This is a genomic window from Brucella pituitosa, assembly GCF_003049685.1.
GTDB classification, from domain to species: Bacteria; Pseudomonadota; Alphaproteobacteria; order Rhizobiales; family Rhizobiaceae; genus Brucella; species Brucella pituitosa.
Map to the genome: position 1 here is coordinate 114,357 of NZ_PYSY02000008.1, position 15,335 is coordinate 129,691.

A 15,335-nucleotide genomic window follows, 5' to 3' on the forward strand; every position below is an offset into this window, starting at 1 on the left:
GCACGACGGAGTCGGGGCCGCAAGCCGCCATGGGCGGTCAAGATATATTGGGCTGTGGCGTAGAAACGGCGGTTTGCTATCTCATCCGATGTAATGCGGTGATCGGCGGCATTATCGCACTATAGAGGGCAATCGGCGGTGTTTGGCGGAGGGGATGGGTCTGACGTCCAACCTTCTCCACCTTAAGGGATTGATTTCATTATACAAGATCCCAACAGCTCTCGCTTCAGATCACGAACACCGGCGCGAACCCACCCCCTAGCGTCCTGAAATTTGTGGTCTGGCCTTGATAAAGGCGCGCGGCCACCAGAAGCACCTGCCCATCATAGGTATACAGTCGCACGTCCATTTTGCGCCTCTGGGGTGTCTCGTCGATCTTGATCATGCGCTCGCTGGGGCGGACCAGCGTCTGGGCAACGTATCCGCCTCCCGCGATCTCCGCCCAGACTCCTTTCGTCAGCTTGTCGCTACGATATACCGCCTTGCCACCATGTCCTCCTGTCGGCTTGAAGAACAGGTCCTTGCGGGATTTCCAAAGTGCATCAGCGTTGTCGGGATTGACCAAAACGGTGCGTGGAACGGCAGCAAGCCCGGCCCGAATCCCCGGGTCGACTCCCCATGCCTCAAGTGTCGCGGAATTCGAAAGAAGCGAAAGGTTGCGCTTGTCGGCAAGGAGCGCGTGGTTGTGCGGATTCGGCGTTACGACAACCGCGCCATCACGGTAGGATTCCTGCAATGCCTTGTGCTCGGGCTGATCAAAGGCGAAATCGGTGACCCGATTGTAAACGAGATCGATCGTCTTTCCGTCGACGCTGAGCCGACCATCGTCGTAGCTAAGGTGACCGGCGTCGGCGATGACCGCGTCTACCCCTCGTGCCGCCAAAACTTGCCGCGCGAGCACGAACTCGGGATAAAGGTACTGTTCCGGCGGATTGTCATCGATGATGGCGATGCGTTGTGGCGTGCCCGTTCCCCGCTGCCGAATCCATTCGTTCTGGAACATGCGAAACGCCGCGTCCTCGAACGATGGCAGCGCCGGGGGGATATCCATTTCGGCGCAGCACGCGCGCTGCGCTCGTGCAAGAAAGGCATTGAGAAACGCGCCGCCGGCGTTGGTGTTGATTTCGATCAACCGGGGGCCGTCTTCGCCGAGATGAAAGTCGTAGCCCATCAATGCCCCGAGCGGGCCGTGATCCCCCCACGCGATTTCCGGCGCCCAGGAGAGGACCGCGGTCTTGTATGCCTCGAGTTGGGCGGTGGTCTCCACAGCCACTGCGATCGCGCGCATCTCATTGACGGTGGTGGCCGAAAGGAACACCGGCACGTGCGAGAACAGGTGGGTCTTGGGGCCGATGAACGTCTCGAAGAACGCCGGCTCACCTGCCTCCTGCTCCAGCGCCTCGCGCAGCGATGGAAGGTCCAGTGTAACGCAGAAGCAGTTCTTGTTGAGCCGCTCCGTGCGGTCTTGAACCCGCTTCGATGAACTGGAGCCGGGATTGTTCATTGAGGGAAAACCCGACGCTGCGCCATGATCGGGCGCGCTTCAAAGGCCAAGTAATCCATGAATAATCCCACGAACATCGCTCCCAAAGGTGTCGCCATCGGGTTGATCCAAATATGCCGCTTCTGTCCGGCAGCCACAACTGTCACCGGGTGGGCCTCGGAAAACTGAGCAGCCGGTCGCACGGGCAGCTCCGGCCTGCAGCGAAGCTCCATCCCGAAGGTGCCATCAGCGCTCAGCGTGCTTGCGACACATTCTCCTGGTAGGTCCGCTCGCGCTCCGGCCAGGTGCTCTTGATATAGGCGAGCGCAGCCTGGATCTCTGCGTCGCTGAGGACGGCAAAGCCCGGCATGTCGCTCTTATAGCCGCCCCCGACGATGGCGGCCGTGCCCTCCTTGACGATCCGGAACAGGATGTCATCGGGATGGTGCCACGTGTGGTCGTCGGCATCGTGTGGTGGCGCCGGGAGACGCCCGGACGGAAGGGGCGTCTTCCAGTCCGGCTGCCCCTCGAGCTGCGCACCGTGGCAGGACGCACATTGGTCCGCATAGATCTGCCGGCCCTGTTCGATGACTTCTGCAGATGACGCGGCGTTGGATGCGGTCTGGGCATAGTGCCTGCCAGCGAAGACCGCCATGACCAGGCCTCCGACGAGCAACCCGGGCCACAAGATATTACGGAGTTCTTTTCGCATGAGTTGCATGATTGGTGGCGAGGAATTTCTATTGGCTACATGCCGAGGATGAATTTCTGCCAGAGGCGCGACGCCGGAGGCAATTGACATTCCCGTGACCAGCGCCTATCTTTCCGGCATGTTCTCGCGCCTCGTCACTATGCTTGCCGTACTCGCGATCGCCGTCATGACGACGGTGACCTCCGCGCATGCGGCGCGCTTGAGCGCAGAGCCGGATCACTCGATGCATGTCGGCGAGATGATGCAGGTTGCGGCCGGCAGCGAACATTCCTGTGATGGCGAACAGCACTGCGGATCGATCGACACCGGAAGCTGTGAGCTGCTTTGCGCCGGTCTTTCGGTCTTCCTGACCTCCCCGAGCGACAGCTCTGGCAGCGATTACGCGCCTGCCAGCCATGACCTGCCCACCGGTGCAGTGCTTGCCGGTCGGGCACCTGGACTGAACGAACGACCTCCCAAGCACCGTCTCCTCTGATCGCGCGTCCGGGCCGAGGCCCGCGGCGTCCTGTCGGTTTTGATGAACGGGACGAGCTGTCCCGAGGAGACGACCATGAATACCCTTTCACGACGCGGCTTTCTTGCCGCTGGCGCCGCCATGCTGGCCTATGCGCATCTGCCCCGGATCGCGGCAGCGCAGGGCGCCGCCCCGCTGTCGCTGCACGCCGCCACCCGGACGCTCGACATCGACGGTCGCGCCGCCACCGTCTGGGGTCTTGCCGGGCCAGCCGGACAGGGGCTGACACTCGATCCCGGCGCGCGGTTCCGGGTGGATCTGCGCAACGATCTCGATACTGACACGCTGATCCACTGGCACGGCCAGATCCCGCCCAACGCACAGGATGGCGTGCCCGACATGCCTTTGCCGATGCTCGCCCCCGGCGAGACTCGCGCCTATGACTTCGCGCCGCTGCCCGGCACCTACTGGATGCACGCGCATGTGCCGCTGCATGAGATGCGCCTTCTGGCCGCGCCGCTGATCGTGCGCAGCGCCGAGGATGTCGCCGCCGACCGGCAGGAGGTGGTGCTGTTCCTGCATGATTTCTCGTTCAAGGCACCCGAGGAGGTGATGGCCGAGATCCTTGGCGGCCACGGGACCGCCGGCGGTCATGGAGGCGGCCACGGCGCGGTCATGGGCGGCATGGCGGCCATGGACCACGGCGCGATGGGGAACATGCCGATGGGTGGCATGGATCACGGCGCCATGGGTGGCATGACGGGAATGGGCGCCATGGACGGCATGGCGATGGACCTCAACGACTACGACTGGGACGCCTATCTTGCCAACGACCGCACGCTTTCGGATCCCGAGGTGGTGCAGGTTGAGCGCGGCGGGCGCATCCGCCTGCGGGTGATCAACGCCGCCGCGGCAACGGTGTTCTGGATCGAGACTGGCGAAGCGCAGGCCCGGCTCGTCGCGGTCGATGGCCATGCCGTTCAGCCCGTCCCCGGCACGCGGTTCGGCTTGGCCATGGGCCAACGGCTCGACCTCGAGATCGACCTGCCGCAGGAGGGCGGCGCCTGGCCGATCCTCGCGCTGCGGGAAGGCGCGCGAGAGCGGACCGGGCTGATCCTTGCCACGCAGGGCGCCGAAATACGGCGCATCGACACCATGGCGGAGGCCGAAGCGCCTGCCTTCGACAGCGACCTTGCGCAGGAGACGCGTCTGATCGCCGCGGGCGCTTTGCCGGATCGGCCGGTGGACCGCAGCCACATGGTGATGCTGGGCGGCTCGATGCAGCCCTATGTGTGGACGATCAACGGCGCCGTCTGGGGCCAGCATCGCCCGGTGACCGCGCAGAGCGGTGAGCGGATCGTGCTGTCATTCCACAACATGTCGATGATGGGCCACCCGATGCATTTGCACGGGCATGTGTTCCAGGTCGTCGGACTGAACGGACGTGCAGTCCGGGGCGCGCTGCGCGACACGGTATATGTGCCGCCGATGTCGATGGTCGATATCGCGCTCGACGCCGGCGAGGCCGCGCGCTGGATGCTGCATTGCCACCACATGCCGCATCTTGAGACCGGCATGATGACCGAATTCGCGGTCAGCGCATAGGCCAGGCAGAGGACGTCGGATGCCGGCGTTCTCCCTCAGCAACAAGGAGGCGGACTCATGTCGATGTCTCACGGCGGCCATGCCGGTCACATGCCCGCGGGCGGCGATCGCAAGGCGCTTGTCATCTCGGGCTGGCTCACCGGCCTTTACTTTGTAGTCGAGCTGGGAATCGGCATCTGGACGGGCTCCGTCGCTGTCATCTCCGATGCCTTCCACACCTTCTCTGCCGTGGGCGGCGTGCTCATCGCACTGGTCGCGCTTCGCTTGACTGAACGGAAATCCAGCCCGGCACGTACCTTCGGTTATGTCCGGGCCGAGATCCTCGGCGCCCTTTTCAACGGCCTGTTTCTCGTCGCGATGGCTCTTTTCGTGCTGTGGATGGGCGCGATGCGTCTCATGGAGCCGATCGAACTGGCCACGACACCGATGCTGTTTGCCGCTGCCGGCGGGATCGCCACCGAGCTTGTCGCGCTCTGGCTGCTGTACGAACGCCAGAAGGGCAACCTGAACATGCGCGGCGCCTACTGGCACATCCTCCAGACCTTCGTCGGAAGCTTCCTCATCATCATCTCGGCGCTGGTGATCCGATTTACGGGCTTCCTCGCCATTGATCCCCTGCTTGGCATGGCCTTCGGGCTCGTCCTGCTCTGGGCTTCCTGGGGCATTCTGCGTGAGGCATTGCACATCCTGCTTCAGGGCACGCCGGAAGACCTGGATCTGGAGGCCGCAATCACGGCCATCCGGCAATTGGAGGGGGTGACGGATGTGCATCACGTCCATGCCTGGAGCCTGACATCCGGGCGCAATGTCTTCTCGAGCCACATCTGCGTTCGGAACTGGAAAGACGGCGAGCGGGTGCTGCGGCAGGCGAACCATCTCCTGCGCGAGCGATTCAACATCTACTTCTCGACGTTGCAGGTGGAGGAATACTGCCTCGATGGCGAGGAGACTGCAGCCGACATTGACATCATGCGGTCACATGCCGCGCCAGAACAGACCAACGTTCGAAATTTCCATGGGAATCACTAAACGGCGATACTTTTCCAGCTTCCAGTCACCTCTTGACCGTCTAGCGATTGGAAAGCGCAGAACGGCGAACGCAAGGCCGAGGACGAGACGCCGAGGAGGCGTAAAAATGACCAACAATACTGAACACGATCATCAGCACCACGATCATGCGGCCCACGGCCATGAGCAGGGGCACGCGGCTGTCGCAGCGGACAGTGCCCACATGGTCAAGGACCCGGTCTGCGGCATGATGGTCGATCCCCACAAGACCGCGCACAAGGCCGAGCACGCGGGTCGGCCCTATTACTTCTGCTCGGCCGGGTGCCGGGAGAAGTTCCTGGCCGACCCGGAACGCTATCTCGACCCTGCCGCCGCGACGGAACGGGCCGAGCCGGTGCCCGAGGGGACGATCTACACCTGCCCGATGCATCCCGAGATCCGGCAGGTCGGCCCCGGCTCCTGCCCGATCTGCGGCATGGCGCTGGAGCCGGTGCTGGTCAGCCTGGAGGCCGGGCCGAACGAGGAACTGATCGACATGACGCGCCGGTTCTGGATCGGCCTGGTGCTGACGCTGCCGGTGTTCGTGCTGGAGATGGGCGGCCATCTTCTTGGTCTGGACCACCTCATCAGCCAGCGGACCTCGAACTGGATCCAGATGCTGCTGGCGACGCCTGTGGTGCTGTGGGCCGGTTGGCCATTCTTCCAGCGTGGCTGGCAATCGCTCGTCAACCGCAGCCTCAACATGTTCACGCTGATCGCGATGGGCACCGGAGCTGCCTGGATCTACAGCATGGTGGCGACGCTCGCGCCCGGCATCTTTCCTGACCAGTTCCGGCAGCATGACGGGTCGGTGGCGGTCTATTTCGAGGCGGCGGCGGTCATCACCGTCCTTGTCCTACTCGGCCAGGTTCTGGAACTGCGTGCGAGAGAGAGCACCAGCGGCGCGATCCGCGCGCTGCTCGACCTCGCGCCCAAGACCGCGCGGATCATTCGTGACGACGGGACCGAGGAGGAGGTACAGCTCGACAGCGTCCATGTCGGCGACCGCCTACGGGTGCGGCCCGGCGAGAAGGTGCCGGTCGATGGCGAGGTGATCGAGGGCCGCAGCGCCGTCGATGAATCGATGGTGACGGGCGAGTCGATGCCGGTGACCAAGGAGGTTGGTGCCAAGGCTATCGGCGGCACCATGAACCAGTCCGGCGCGCTGGTGATCGAGGCGAAGAAGGTCGGCCGCGACACCATGCTGTCGCAGATCGTCCAGCTCGTCGCCGAGGCGCAGCGCAGCCGCGCGCCGATCCAGCGCCTCGCCGATCAGGTGTCGGGCTGGTTCGTGCCGGCGGTGATCCTGGTCGCGGTGCTTGCCTTCGTCGCCTGGTCGATATGGGGTCCGGAGCCGCGCTTCTCCTTCGGTCTCATTGCGGCGGTTTCGGTCCTGATCATCGCCTGCCCCTGCGCGCTCGGGCTGGCCACGCCGATGTCGATCATGGTCGGCGTCGGACGTGGCGCGCAGGCCGGCGTGCTGATCAAGAATGCCGAGGCGCTGGAGCATATGGAGAAGGTCGACACCATCATCGTCGACAAGACCGGGACGCTGACCGAGGGCCGGCCCGCCGTCACCGCCATCGTTCCCGCCCCTGGCTTCACCGAAGACGAGGCGCTGCGGCTTGCTGCCAGCGTGGAGCGGGCGAGCGAGCATCCGCTGGCGCTGGCCATCGTGCGGGCGGCAGAGGAGCGAGGGCTCGAACTCGCGCCGGTCGCGGATTTCGACTCCCCCACCGGCAAGGGCGCGCTCGGGGTGGTCGAGGGCAAGCGCATTCCCCTTGGCAATGCGAAGTTCCTCGCCGAGCAGGGCGTCGATGTCGCGCCGCTGGCCGATGAGGCCGACCGGCTGCGCGAGGACGGGGCAACGGCGATCTTCATGGGGGTGGACGGGCAGGTGGCGGCGATCTTCGCCATCGCCGATCCGGTCAAGCCCACAACGCCCGAGGCGCTGGCCGCGCTGAAGGCGCAAGGTATCCGCGTGGTCATGCTGACCGGCGACAACTGGACGACGGCCAGGGCGGTCGCGCGCCAGCTCGGCATCGACGAGGTCGAGGCGGAGGTTCTGCCCGATCAGAAAAGCGCGGTTGTGCAGCGGCACAAGGCGGCGGGCGAGGTGGTGGCGATGGCGGGCGACGGGGTGAACGACGCGCCGGCGCTGGCTGCCGCGGATGTTGGCATCGCCATGGGCACCGGCACCGACGTGGCGATGGAAAGCGCGGGCGTCACGCTGCTGAAGGGCGATCTTATAGGTATCGTGCGGGCGAGGCGGCTGTCGGAAGCGGTCATGGGGAACATCCGCCAGAACCTGTTCTTCGCCTTCATCTACAACGCCCTAGGCGTGCCGGTCGCGGCGGGCGTGCTCTACCCGTTCTTCGGCATCCTGCTGTCGCCGATCATCGCGGCGGCCGCCATGGCGCTGTCCTCGGTCAGTGTCATCGCCAATGCCGCGCGTTTGCGGAAGGTGAAGCTGTGATGGCGGTGCCGCGGCCTTCGATTCGCTGCTCACCGCATTGTGCGCCGCACATGGACCGTGACGGGGAGACAATGAATCCATGAAGCGAGGTTTGACGATGAGAAACGATCACCGCATCAGCCGGCGCGCCATTCTGGCCGCTGCCGGCGCACTTCCCCTGCTGTTGTCTACAATCGGCCGGGGGCATGCCGAAGCGCTGCCTCTGGTGAACGTCACCAAGGATCCGTCCTGCGGCTGCTGCGATGGCTGGGTCGCGCATATCGAGGCTGCGGGGTTCCCGGTGCGGGTTGTGGAATCCACCGATATGGACAGCCTCAAGCAGCGGCTCGGCGTGCCAGCCGAACTGGCCTCCTGCCACACCGCCGAGGTGGGCGGCTATGTGGTCGAGGGCCATGTGCCTGCCGCGGCGATCCGCCGCCTTCTGGCCGAACGACCGGATGCGACAGGGTTGGCCGTTCCCGGAATGCCTGCCGGCTCGCCCGGCATGGATTTTCCGGGCGTCGATCCCGAGCCGTATGAAGTGTTCCTGTTCGGCCCGACTATCCAACCCTTCGGGCGTTTTCTCGGCGCGCAGGAAATCTGAGTCAGGCGTCTCCACATGACCGGCCACCTTGCCAATGATCCGAAACAGCACCTGGCCGAGGCGGCTTGCCTCCGTCAGCGGGGCGGTCTTGCTGTGTCGGGTGGCGCGCGACGTGAACGTGACATCGCACGGGCCTCGCGTGCCACCGGGAAGGAAGGTGGCGCATGAACGGGAGCGCGCGAGTTGCTGGCAGGGCAAGATGCGGCGGATTGCGCCAGTTTGCGATCTGCATCCTGCTGCTTGCCATCAGCGCCCTGGTTCTGCAGGTCCCGGCACACGCCAGTCCCGCCGGACACGCCATCCACCAGGAACAGACTGCTGCCACGGCCAGCCACTGCGCCCGCCATCACATGCCGGACGAACATGGCGCAGATCGATTCGCAGGCTGCGTGAGTGATGACGGTAGTCCAAATCTGGCGGACTGCTGCCAGACCTGTCTGACCGCCGCCGTTCTCGTCGAGCCGCCGACGCTCGGCCCGGCCGCGAACGGCGAAGCTTTCACGTTGATGCACCCTGACCCGCGCGATCGGTCCCCTGAAGGAATCCTGAGGCCGCCACGTCTCATCGCGGCGTGAGGCGCAGGGATCGCCGCGAGAACGAAGATGTCTCCGGCTGCTCCGGCGCGACCACGAAAGACCACGCGAACATATCGGAGACCCGCGTCCGCGAATCTGGACCGGCGCTCCCGTACCAAAGGATGAAATCAATGAACCGAACCGCAATCGCCCTTTCCGTCAGCATCCTGGCAGGCCTGCCAGGCGCCGCCCTCGCCCAGTCCGGGCATGACACCCACCACCCAGCAAGCCCGCCCGCGCAAGCGGAAGCGGCCCGGGCGAGCAGTAACCTTCCCGACTTCACGCAGGCCTATGTCGACGCGATGAACGAGACGCACGGGCTGATGATGGACGGCGTCATGGCCGACGATCCCGATGTCGCCTTCGTCCGGGGCATGATCCCGCATCATCAGGGCGCGATCGACATGGCCAGGATCGTCCAGCAATACGGGGACGATCCGCAGACCAAGGCGTGGGCGGACCAGATCATCGCGGCGCAGGAAGGCGAGATCGCTGAAATGCAGGCTTGGCTGGAGACGAACGCTGGCGAGGCACCGGCAGCCCTCGGCCAGACAAGGGGAACCGTCTACGCTGCCAATGAGGGCGGCAATTCCATCAGCGCCATCGATCTCGGCACCGGATCGGTCGACACCGTTTCGATCCCGGTCGGGCCCCACAACGTCGATCTGACGCCCGATGGGAAGCTGTTGCTGGCAGTCGGAGATCCTGCCACCGAGGGGGATCACGAATCCGACGGCCACGGAAACGGCGAGGAAGCTGCGGCCGAGGGTCTGCTGGTCATTCTCGATCCGCAGAACATCGCCGCGCCCAAGGCGACCGTCGCGGTGGGCTCGCACCCGGCCCATGTGGTCGCCGACCGGCAGGGGCGCGCTTTTGTCTCGCTGGCCGGCGGCGACGAGATCGCCGTGGTCGATCTCGCAAAGGCCGAGGTCATCGGGCGTATCGCGACGGGGGACTATCCGCACGGCCTGCGGCTCAGCCCGGACGAGACCCAGCTCTACGTGGCCAATGTCGAGGATGGGTCCGTGTCCGTCATCGACACGCAGGCGCTGTCCGAGGTGGCACGCATTCCGGTCGGAACCGCGCCGGTCCAGGTCGGGTTCACGCCCTCCGGCGATCAGGTCTATGTCTCGCTTCGCGACGAAAACCGTGTGGCGGTCATCGACACCTCAACCCGCCAAGTAACGAACAGGATCGAGGTGGGGCCGAACCCGATCCAGATGTTCGCGACCGCTGATGGAGCCTACGTCTATGTGGCCAACCAGGGCACCGACGCGGAGCCTAACAACACCGTGTCCGTGATCGACACCGCGACCGGTCAGGTAGTGAAGACCCTCACCACCGGCGGTGGCGCCCATGGCGTCTCGGCATCGACCGACGGGGCATTCGTGTTCGTGACCAACATTGCCGACGATACCGTGTCGATCATCGACGTGGGGAGCCAGGAAGTGGTCAAGACAGTGCCGGTCGGCGATCGCCCGAACGGCATCGTCTACGGCGGCCCGACCCGCTGAGCGATCGGCGCCGGGGTTCGCTCCGGCGCCAGCTGCCGGCCAGGCACCGAGCCGCGGTCGGCCAGAACAAAAGAGCTTCGGCATCAAATCGCCGAGATGGAGGACATGGTCGCCACGCTCACGACGCTGGCCGACGCCTGCGCGGGCGACCACCGGCCCGACTGCCCGATTCTCGGCGACTTCGAGCAAGCGAGCCCGGAGCATCGGCCGGCGCCCGCACGGGCACCCTTGGCGAGCAGCCGCCCCTCCGTCTGACTGCGGGGCATTATCGGCCATCGCCGCCTTATCCGGCGATCTGCTTTCGCGTCTTCGACCATATCGCGGCCGGCGATCAGATCGCAGATCACCGTCCTTTGCACGCGCGGGCCTGATCCCGCATGACGCTGTAGTCGGCGAGCAGTTCGGCGATAGCCGACCCCTTTGGCAGCAGATCGAGCTCGTCGGCTGCACGCTCCTGGAACTCGCGGCTATACTCGACAACCGGCAATCGGATTGTCATAGAGTAGGGTTCGAAGCATTAGCCGCTGATCATGTCACCCTTCGATCATTCTCCTCACATCCTGCACAGCGCACACGATCTGCCGCCGTAGCAGCAGTGCAATGATAAGCCCGCCGAGTGCAAGCGCGCCGATGGCGGTGACGGTCTGCCAGTCCATACCGGCGAGTGCGGCAAGGCCTGCCCCACCACTACCGAAGATGGTGGTAATCCAGCTCCACTGATCGGTGCGCTTGCGGATTTCAGCTTCGACGCTGACGGGAACGACGGGCTTGTCGACTTCCTTCTCAACCACAATCTCGCGCGCCGGCTGGCTGGCACCATGACGTTGCCGGACCTTGGCCAACACCTTACGCACGCGATCCGGACCGACAGCTGCGTTCTGGCCGGCATAAGCACCCTTGCCCATCGCGGTGGGGAGCGAAGCCCATTCATGGGCAAGATTGTTGATCAGCGTATCTTCCGAGAGCCGCCCCGCCAGATACTTGTCGATGCCACGCAGGCCGAGGAGGTAGCAGGCGCATCGGTCCTGCATCTCGGCATCAAACAGTGCCGACGGCGGAAGCTTGAGCGTCTTGGCGATCGTCCGCAGCGTGGTGCGGACGATCTGGTAGCGGCCGAGCGCTGATGAGTTAAAGCCGCATGGGCCCCGCGAGATGGAAACCTTGCTGCGTGGTGTGTTCAACAAGAGCCGTTTCCTTGCCTTGCTGCGCGATTTCATCGTGTTTGGTGACAAGGGCGCCGGGCCATTCAAGATCATTGCCGGCTATCACCAGTTCCATGGTGCCAGAAAAGCACTGGCAGCAGCCATCGAAGCCGCAAGCCCGGAAGGTGACCGCAAGATTGGCGTGATCTGGCATACACAAGGGTCGGGCAAAAGCCTGTTGATGGCGTTCTTCGGTGGCCTGATCGTCCGCTCAAGGGAACTGGAGAACCCGACACTGGTGGTTCTGACAGATCGCAACGATCTGGACGACCAACTATTCTCTACCTTTGGCCTGTGTCGTGACCTGATCCGGCAGACACCAGAGCAAGCAGGCAGTCGCGATGATTTACACCAGCTTCTCAATCGTGCATCCGGCGGCGTGATATTCACCACAGTGCAAAAATTTTCGCCTGAGGCAGGTGAGGAGAACTTCTCCGAACTGACCGCTCGGCGCAATGTCATCGTCATGGCAGATGAGGCGCATCGCAGCCAGTACGGGTTTGATGCAAAACTCGACAGGACAACTGGGCAGCGTCGCTATGGCTATGCGCATTATATCCGCCAGGCGATGCCGAACGCATCTTTCATCGGCTTTACCGGCACGCCGATCGAAGCCGACGATGTCAATACGCCGGCGATCTTCGGCGAATATATCGATGTCTACGACATCAGCCGGGCCGTCGAGGATGGAGCGACGGTGCCCATTTTCTACGAGAGCAGGCTGGCACGAATCGAACTGGACGAGGACGAGAAACCTCGCATCGATGCTGAAATCGAGGCGATCCTCGAAGACGATGAAGCCACGGAGCAAGAAAAACAGAAAGCCAAATGGACCGCCGTGGAGCGGCTGGTCGGCGCAGAAAAGCGCCTGTCGCTGATTGCTGCCGATCTGGTCGAGCACCTCGAAGCCCGCATCACAGGTATGAACGGGAAAGCCATGGCCGTGTGCATGAGCCGTCGCATCTGCGTCGACCTTTACAACCAGATTATCAAGCTGCGTCCGGACTGGCATTCGGAAGATGACGACAAGGGTGCGATCAAGATTGTGATGACCGGATCGGCGGCCGATCCACTCGCCTGGCAGCTGCATATCGGCAACAAGAAGCGCCGCGATGATCTGGCCAAACGCATGCGTGATCCCGATGATCCACTCAAGTTGGTGATCGTGCGCGACATGTGGCTGACGGGCTTCGATGCACCATGCATGCACACGATGTACATAGACAAGCCAATGCGCGGTCATGGGCTGATGCAGGCTATCGCTCGGGTCAACCGTGTGTTTCGCGACAAACCCGGCGGCCTGATTGTTGACTATATTGGCATTGCCCAGAACCTGAAGAATGCACTCGGCCAATACACCAGGTCCGACCAGGACAAGACCGGCATCGATGAGGAAGAGGCCATTGCTGTCTTGATGGAAAAGTATGAGGTCGTACGCGGCATGTTCCACGGTCACGATTATAACCTCGGCATCACTGGCCAGCCTAGCAGCGCTTGGCTGCACTTGCTGATGCCATTGACTGGATCCTGAGATGGCAGGAGCGCGAAGCCGCCAGAACCGAGAAGGTGGAAGACAAGAAGAAGGCGCATCGCCGCTATCAGGATGCAGTGCTGGAACTGAGTAAGGCTTATTCGCTGGCCTCGGCGAGCGATGCTGCTCGCGCCATTCGCGATGAGGTCGGCTTCTTTCAGGCGGTACGCGCAGCGCTGGTCAAGACCACAGGGACCGGCAAGATGTCCGACCAGGCAAAATCGCTGGCGGTAGAGCAATTGCTCAACCAGGCGGTGGCGAATGCCGAGATCGTTGATATCCTGAAGGCTGCCGGTATTCAGTCGCCCGACCTGTCGATCCTGTCGGACGAGTTCCTCGCTGAAATTCAGCAGATGGACAAGAAAAACCTGGCGCTGGAAGCTTTGAAGAAGCTTCTCAATGGCGAGATCAGGAGCCGGTCCCGCGCGAATGTAGTGGAAACCAAGTCCTTCTCACGACGGCTTGAAGAGGCCGTTGCGCGCTATCATGCCAATGCCATCTCAACTGTCGAGATGATCCAGGAACTGATCGCGCTGGCGAGGGATATCAAGGCGTCGGCTGCCCGTGGCGAGGAGCATGGCCTGTCGCCGGAGGAGCTTGCCTTCTATGATGCGCTCGCTGAAAATGAGAGCGCAGTCGAGGCGATGGGTAGCGAGCAGCTTCGAATCATTGCCACCGAACTGGTCCAGCAGATGCGCGGCTCGGCTACCGTTGACTGGCAGCACAAGGTCAGTGCCCGTGCCCGTATGCGGGTTCTGGTGAAGCGGATCCTCAAGAAATACGGTTACCCACCCGATCTGGAGCAGGAAGCCGTGCAGATGGTTCTGGCGCAGGCGGAGGTCATTTTGCGGGAGGTTACCCGATGATCCGGCTTGCGGATATCTGGCCGATTGCCTCGCCCGAGCACTACAAGCTGCACTTCGCCCGCTGGAATGGCGAGAACCAACCGCTTGAAGTGTGGGCGCGCGACAAACAGGAATGGCAGGGCTGGCAAGAATATCGACCTGCACGGGATGATTTCAACCGGCCCTTCATTTTCTCGCTCGTTCAGTTCTATCACGAGCCGGACATTTGGCTGTTTGGCGGGGTGTTCCGCGTCGTTACACGGCACAGCGATCGCTACGAGGTCGAACTTATCGAGGAAGGTGAAGGCTTCCTCGGGCGGCTGAAATTGGGTTCAGCCTATCGCCAGCGAGCAACGCGGGTGAAGTTTGAGAATCACTATTCCGACCTGGAGGTGCAGGAAATTTTGCGCGAACCCTATTCCGGGCGGTCCTTTCCTGGCTTCGAGGACATCGATCTGTCCTTTGAGGAACTTGAATCGCTTGTGCGCAACTCTCGACCCGATTGGCGTGCGGCGCTTTCCAGCATCAAGGGCATTTATCTAATCTCGGATATCACAACGGGCAAGCGCTACATCGGGTCAGCTTATGGAGATCAGGGGATCTGGTCGCGTTGGTGTGCCTATGTCACCAGCGGCCACGGCGGGAATGTGGAGCTTCGCGCCCTCGTGAACGATCCGACGCTGGAATATTGCCGCAAGGCGTTCCGCTTCGCTTTGCTGGAAGCCCGTCCCGCGCCAACGCCCGACGAAGTCGTCCTCGGGCGTGAAGCATTCTGGAAACGGATTCTTCTGACGCGCGGCGAACACGGATTGAACCGGAATTGATGCCTGCTTTCGCTTGCACGACTGTGACCGACTATTGGGAAGTTTATCCGCTGATGGCATGGGGGCATGCCGCACTGACCGATGGTGATGTGTGGCCCGTGGAAGTCGTTTTAGCAAAGTTTGACCGCAGGTTCTTTCTCCCTCCGCTATCTCGTACAAAAGTACGGATAAACCAAAGAAAATGAAGACGCATTTACAATGACTTACACCTCCGTACTAAATCCGCACAGTCAGGAGGTCTGGAGAATATCAGCGGAGAGAGAAGGAAATCAGTGTTTTGGCCAAGTAGCGCAGTCAACAGCTTTGGCCCGAAAACCCGCAGTCCTGCGCCGTTTCAGCGGTCGAAATAGAATCAGAGAATGATTCCAATAAGTTGACTGGCGGACCGCGCGGGATTCGAACATATACGCCGAAGTAATCGGTTGGGGCTCGGCTGCTCCATAAGCAATGTCGGCTTTTGGCAAATCTAAGTTGTCATTCGAAC

14 protein-coding genes and 1 pseudogene are annotated in these 15,335 nt (G+C 62.8%); 10 read left to right on the forward strand and 5 right to left on the reverse strand.

Features of this window, described 5'->3' with window-relative positions:
- Window positions 1-226: 226 nt before the first annotated feature.
- Genes C9380_RS25560 through C9380_RS25570 form a run of 3 tightly spaced genes read right to left on the reverse strand, consistent with a single transcriptional unit; the run spans window position 227 to window position 2,138 of the window.
- A complete protein-coding gene (locus C9380_RS25560; protein WP_128095076.1) occupies window positions 227-1,504 on the reverse strand; it encodes an ATP-grasp domain-containing protein in 1,278 nt (425 codons plus the stop codon).
- Window positions 1,501-1,686, reverse strand: coding sequence for a hypothetical protein (locus C9380_RS25565; RefSeq protein ID WP_128095077.1), 186 nt, complete (start codon window positions 1,684-1,686; stop codon window positions 1,501-1,503). The genes C9380_RS25560 and C9380_RS25565 overlap by 4 nt, the downstream gene beginning before the upstream one ends.
- 50 nt (window positions 1,687-1,736) lie before the next feature.
- Window positions 1,737-2,138: a c-type cytochrome gene (locus C9380_RS25570; protein ID WP_161662579.1), complete on the reverse strand. Its 402-nt coding sequence runs from the start codon at window positions 2,136-2,138 to the stop codon at window positions 1,737-1,739.
- Between the two features lie 151 nt (window positions 2,139-2,289).
- Here C9380_RS25570 and C9380_RS25575 point away from each other — a divergent pair, with 151 nt between their 5' ends.
- From C9380_RS25575 to copM, 8 genes are all read left to right on the forward strand, one after another.
- On the forward strand, window positions 2,290-2,670 hold the full coding sequence (locus C9380_RS25575) for a hypothetical protein (protein WP_200869487.1): 381 nt from the start codon (window positions 2,290-2,292) through the stop codon (window positions 2,668-2,670).
- A 75-nt stretch (window positions 2,671-2,745) separates the two neighbouring features.
- On the forward strand, window positions 2,746-4,254 hold the full coding sequence (locus tag C9380_RS25580) for a multicopper oxidase family protein (protein ID WP_024899901.1): 1,509 nt from the start codon (window positions 2,746-2,748) through the stop codon (window positions 4,252-4,254).
- A 57-nt stretch (window positions 4,255-4,311) separates the two neighbouring features.
- Window positions 4,312-5,283, forward strand: a complete 972-nt coding sequence (locus C9380_RS25585; protein WP_024899900.1) for a cation diffusion facilitator family transporter — start codon at window positions 4,312-4,314, stop codon at window positions 5,281-5,283.
- A 106-nt stretch (window positions 5,284-5,389) separates the two neighbouring features.
- A complete protein-coding gene (locus tag C9380_RS25590; RefSeq protein ID WP_128095078.1) occupies window positions 5,390-7,777 on the forward strand; it encodes a heavy metal translocating P-type ATPase in 2,388 nt (795 codons plus the stop codon).
- Window positions 7,778-7,856: 79 nt separating this feature from the next.
- Window positions 7,857-8,360: a DUF411 domain-containing protein gene (locus C9380_RS25595; protein WP_425598729.1), complete on the forward strand. Its 504-nt coding sequence runs from the start codon at window positions 7,857-7,859 to the stop codon at window positions 8,358-8,360.
- A gap of 15 nt (window positions 8,361-8,375) precedes the next feature.
- Window positions 8,376-8,528: a hypothetical protein gene (locus C9380_RS27010; RefSeq protein ID WP_164844753.1), complete on the forward strand. Its 153-nt coding sequence runs from the start codon at window positions 8,376-8,378 to the stop codon at window positions 8,526-8,528.
- Window positions 8,525-8,935: a hypothetical protein gene (locus C9380_RS25600; protein ID WP_024899897.1), complete on the forward strand. Its 411-nt coding sequence runs from the start codon at window positions 8,525-8,527 to the stop codon at window positions 8,933-8,935. The genes C9380_RS27010 and C9380_RS25600 overlap by 4 nt, the downstream gene beginning before the upstream one ends.
- Window positions 8,936-9,066: 131 nt before the next feature.
- Complete coding sequence (gene copM, locus C9380_RS25605) at window positions 9,067-10,449, forward strand: CopM family metallochaperone (protein WP_024899896.1); 1,383 nt, start codon at window positions 9,067-9,069, stop codon at window positions 10,447-10,449.
- A 343-nt stretch (window positions 10,450-10,792) separates the two neighbouring features.
- Here copM and C9380_RS27015 read toward each other — a convergent pair whose 3' ends face one another.
- The gene (locus C9380_RS27015; RefSeq protein WP_164844754.1) at window positions 10,793-10,948 is read right to left on the reverse strand and encodes a hypothetical protein; all 156 of its coding nucleotides are present in this window, start codon (window positions 10,946-10,948) and stop codon (window positions 10,793-10,795) included.
- A 34-nt stretch (window positions 10,949-10,982) separates the two neighbouring features.
- Window positions 10,983-11,630, reverse strand: a complete 648-nt coding sequence (locus C9380_RS25615; RefSeq protein ID WP_128095079.1) for a lysozyme family protein — start codon at window positions 11,628-11,630, stop codon at window positions 10,983-10,985.
- Here C9380_RS25615 and C9380_RS29040 point away from each other — a divergent pair.
- A pseudogene (locus tag C9380_RS29040) lies at window positions 11,602-14,048 on the forward strand (type I restriction endonuclease subunit R). The gene C9380_RS25615 and the pseudogene C9380_RS29040 sit on opposite strands and share 29 nt — an antisense overlap.
- Window positions 14,045-14,851 (forward strand): GIY-YIG nuclease family protein, encoded by an 807-nt coding sequence (locus C9380_RS25625; RefSeq protein WP_024899893.1) that lies wholly within the window; start codon window positions 14,045-14,047, stop codon window positions 14,849-14,851. The pseudogene C9380_RS29040 and the gene C9380_RS25625 overlap by 4 nt, the downstream one beginning before the upstream one ends.
- Window positions 14,852-15,335 lie beyond the last annotated feature (484 nt).

Coding starts and splice junctions, on each gene's coding strand:
- C9380_RS25570 (WP_161662579.1), bottom strand. CDS start 2,138: ATGGCGGTCTTCGCTGGCAGGCACTATGCCCAGACCGCATCCAACGCC.
- C9380_RS25625 (WP_024899893.1), top strand. CDS start 14,045: ATGATCCGGCTTGCGGATATCTGGCCGATTGCCTCGCCCGAGCACTAC.
- C9380_RS27015 (WP_164844754.1), bottom strand. CDS start 10,948: ATGACAATCCGATTGCCGGTTGTCGAGTATAGCCGCGAGTTCCAGGAG.
- C9380_RS27010 (WP_164844753.1), top strand. CDS start 8,376: ATGACCGGCCACCTTGCCAATGATCCGAAACAGCACCTGGCCGAGGCG.
- C9380_RS25585 (WP_024899900.1), top strand. CDS start 4,312: ATGTCGATGTCTCACGGCGGCCATGCCGGTCACATGCCCGCGGGCGGC.
- C9380_RS25590 (WP_128095078.1), top strand. CDS start 5,390: ATGACCAACAATACTGAACACGATCATCAGCACCACGATCATGCGGCC.
- C9380_RS25560 (WP_128095076.1), bottom strand. CDS start 1,504: ATGAACAATCCCGGCTCCAGTTCATCGAAGCGGGTTCAAGACCGCACG.
- copM (WP_024899896.1), top strand. CDS start 9,067: ATGAACCGAACCGCAATCGCCCTTTCCGTCAGCATCCTGGCAGGCCTG.
- C9380_RS25580 (WP_024899901.1), top strand. CDS start 2,746: ATGAATACCCTTTCACGACGCGGCTTTCTTGCCGCTGGCGCCGCCATG.
- C9380_RS25600 (WP_024899897.1), top strand. CDS start 8,525: ATGAACGGGAGCGCGCGAGTTGCTGGCAGGGCAAGATGCGGCGGATTG.
- C9380_RS25595 (WP_425598729.1), top strand. CDS start 7,857: ATGAAGCGAGGTTTGACGATGAGAAACGATCACCGCATCAGCCGGCGC.